The sequence below is a fragment of the Xanthovirga aplysinae genome (assembly GCF_009711365.1).
GTDB lineage: Bacteria > Bacteroidota > Bacteroidia > Cytophagales > Cyclobacteriaceae > Xanthovirga > Xanthovirga aplysinae.
The window spans coordinates 1-3,539 of sequence record NZ_SMMB01000727.1 but is presented as its reverse complement, the minus strand read 5'-3'; the positions used below and the strand labels follow the sequence as shown (position 1 = coordinate 3,539).

Sequence of the window (3,539 nt, the reverse complement as noted above, 5' to 3'; positions counted from 1 at the left end):
TAAACAGCTTTGGTAAAAGATTTTTATTGTAGCAGGAAGGTCAAACCTTGAAACCGCTATTATCAAACCTATAATACATATGGCAACCGATCCAAATATTATGGGATAATAAGGGTTTTGATATTCCCGATAGAGATAATGAATAAGAAGGGTAAGTCCTAGCCCTACAGCAATTGTAATGTATTGTGTTATACGAAAAAATAAAATTTCTTGAGATGAGGAAAGTTTATAAATACTCTGAGCAATTAATATGGAATAAAAGGGAAAGGCTATAACAATATAATGAGGGTATTTAAAAGTTGAGATGGAAAATAGAACCGTAATAAATAAGGCTGCAGAGATATTATAGAATTCTTGCCCTCTTGGAGGTTTTATGAATTCTCTTTTTAATATTGTCTTAAGTACGGAATAATATAGAATAACACACCAAGGGAAAAATGCCCAAAATAAAGTGTGTAGAAAAAAGAAATAGCCGAACTGTCTTCCAAAGGTAATAGGACCTGTGTTGAAAAACCGACCAAATTGACTGTCCCATAAGAAAAACTTGATACCGGAAACGCCAGTTTCCCCAAAAACAACTTTTTCCGGATGAGTATCAAACTGATAATAAAGAGCATATACTTCAGGGGTAATAAATAATAAGGTAAGCAGGAGGAATAATAACCACTTAAAATGGAATAAATCCTTCCATTTTCTTTTGAATAAAAGCTCTCCCCCTATTGCGGACCATATAGGAAGTAAAACAAAAATTCCCTTAGTCATCACAGCAAATGAAGCAAACATTGCCCCCAGAAGGAGATTTTTTAGATTAAGGTTATGTTGAAGTTTATAGAGATAATAAACACTGGCAATAATAAATCCTGTTAAAAAGGGCTCCGCTTTAACATGATTGTTATTGATCACCAAGTGACAAGCTGCTAATAAACTTAGGACTGCCAAACGAGCGACTTGCTTATTGTACAGTGCTCTGGCAAATTTGTATGTATAGAATGCAGCCAATACGGTAAATAATAATGCTGGAATCTTATAAGCAAAATCATTTACCCCAAAAACCTTAAAACTAAGGGCTGTAAGCCAAAAAGGTAAATGTGGTTTATCTAACCAGTCATTTCCATTAGAGAAAAGCTCAATGTAATTGCCTGTTAAGTGCATGGTTTTTGAAATACAGGCATAGAGAGAAGGGTCCCCTTCAATGATAGGAGTAAATAATCCGGAGAGATGTAGAACTGAAAGAAAAAGTAGAGAGAGCTTATAAACATTATCAGGAAATGAACCTTTATTCAGTCTCATTTTGAATGGGGGTTAGCTGCTTTTTTAAGCATCCTAAGTAATATATTGTTTTTTGGAGGCTTAAGACAAATGATATTTCTATGGATAGATAGGTGTAATCTCTTTTCAAGGGGAATGTTTAATTCAGTTTTAAATAAAACCTTGCCCCTACTATATTATTAGGAGAGTTATCGATAAGGTCTTACTATTTAAAAGACCCTTTTGCTTTCCTAAACCAAAGTAGTAAATCGAAGGTTATGATTTTCATTGTTTTCCTTTTCCAGTTCCTCATTTCTTTAAATCATTTGTGTTTATGGTTTAGGATTATAGAAATTTCTAAAGGTTAAATTGAGGAAAGTTTGATTTTCTGGTGAGATAATTTTGTAAAGGTTTTAAAAAGTATTAATAGTCCTTTTGACAACCATTAGTATTGATTAGAACCAAAAACCTATTTTCTAAAGCTTCTTTTCTAGTTCTGCGATTGATAAATTTAAAATTTAAATGTGCTGAGCGGAAGTATTCAAAATTCTTTGTCCTGCAAATTGGGATTCCCTTATTTTTTACTAAGTCCATGCCTTTTTCATCTGTATAAATTAAAAATTCTTTGTTCTCTTGATGATTTAGCAACTCTTCCAAATTACTATAATAAGTTGCCTCTTGGTGACTTTTAAAAAAGAAGCTTCGTGCTCCGTAAGCTCTTAGAGCTGATGTTTGGGTGTTTGGAAAGTTTTCATTTGCATAAGATGCGGCCAGATGACCACTCTCATATTTTTTTACAACATCGGACTGAAACACAAAGTTGAAGTACAACATGATGATTATGGAGGCTAGACAACTTTGGTAGAAAATCTTAATATTGACAGGAAGGTTTTGCTTTGTGACCACTATAATTAAGCCAATTAGGCCTAATGAAATGATTGAAAAGACTAAGGGATAAAAATGGGTCTGATAATCATTATAGGAAAAATGGATTAAAAGAATGAGACCTAATCCCGCAGCTATTGAAATGTATTGCGTTATGCGGAAAAATAAAATTTCTTTTGATGTGGAAAGCTTAAATATTTCCTGGGCTATTAAAATGCCATAGAATGGAAAAGCAATTCCGATATAGTGGGGGTATTGAATAGAGGATAAGGAAAATATTAAAGTGGTAAATAAAGCGGCAGAAAAATTATAAAACTCTTGCCTTTTATAAGCACTATTAATTGATCTTTTTAATAGAACTTTACAAAAGGCATAATATAATAAAATGCCCCAAGGGAAAAATGCCCAAATTAAGGTGTGTAGAAAAAAGATATAATTGGTGTTTTGCTCAACTGTTATAGGACCAGTATTGAAAAATCGGCCTATTTGGCTATCCCAGAAAAAAAACTTGATTCCTGACACCCCTGTTTCTCTAAATATAGTTTTTTCCGGATGACTGTCAAATTGGTAATAAAGGGCATATAACTCGGGGGTTATGAATATTAAAATAAGAATAAATATCAAAAGCCACTTGTAATGAAATAATTCTTTCCATTGCCCTTTAATAACAAGCTCGCCAACTATTGCAGCCCCTATTGGGAAGATGAGGACGAACACGCCCTTTGTCATAACAGCGCAGGCAGCAAAAAATGCCCCTAAAAGGAGGTTTTTCCAATTTAAGTTTAGTTGAACCTTATAAAGGTAATAAACACTGGCAATTATAAATCCAGTTAAATAAGGCTCTACTTTTACATGATTGTTATTTATTACCAATTGGAAAGCTGCCAATAAACTTAAAACGGCTAAACGTGCAACTTGCCTATTGTATAGTGCTCTGGCAAATTTATAAGTATAAAACGCAGTTAAAACAGTGAACAATAAGGCCGGAAACCTATAGGCAAAATCATTTAATCCAAAAACCTTAAAACTAAGGGCAGTGATCCAAAATGAGAGATGAGGTTTATCTAACCAGTCATTACCATAGGCAAAAAGTTCAATGTAGTTTCCTGTTAAGTGCATTGTCTTTGAAATGCAGGCATAAAAAGATACATCCCCTTCCGGGATTGGGGAAAATAAGCTAGAAAGATGTAGAATTGTTAGAAAAAATAAGGTGAGATAATAAATATTATCCCTCAGGGGCCTTACAATCGGCTTCATCTTGGGAAGAGCTTTCAGTGATACATTGGAGGATTTATGAATTTACAGCTAAATGAGGTTTTAAACAAAATAAATACACCAATGCCCTTCTTTTTTCTTTTTGGATTCTCTATTGGATAATCTCTTTTTAATTGAATTCTTTTTTATGA

At 33.3% G+C, this 3,539-nt stretch carries 2 protein-coding genes; both read right to left on the bottom strand.

The features are described 5' to 3' along the window. On the bottom strand, positions 1–1,290 hold a 1,290-nt coding region (locus E1171_RS04705), incomplete at its 3' end, for an ArnT family glycosyltransferase (protein WP_155204595.1). A gap of 381 nt (positions 1,291–1,671) precedes the next feature. Further along, positions 1,672–3,390, bottom strand: a complete 1,719-nt coding sequence (locus tag E1171_RS04700; protein ID WP_155204593.1) for an ArnT family glycosyltransferase — start codon at positions 3,388–3,390, stop codon at positions 1,672–1,674. Positions 3,391–3,539: the final 149 nt, after the last annotated feature.

Excerpts from the sequence above, each read along its gene's own strand:
- E1171_RS04700 (WP_155204593.1), bottom strand. The coding sequence starts at position 3,390 with ATGAAGCCGATTGTAAGGCCCCTGAGGGATAATATTTATTATCTCACC.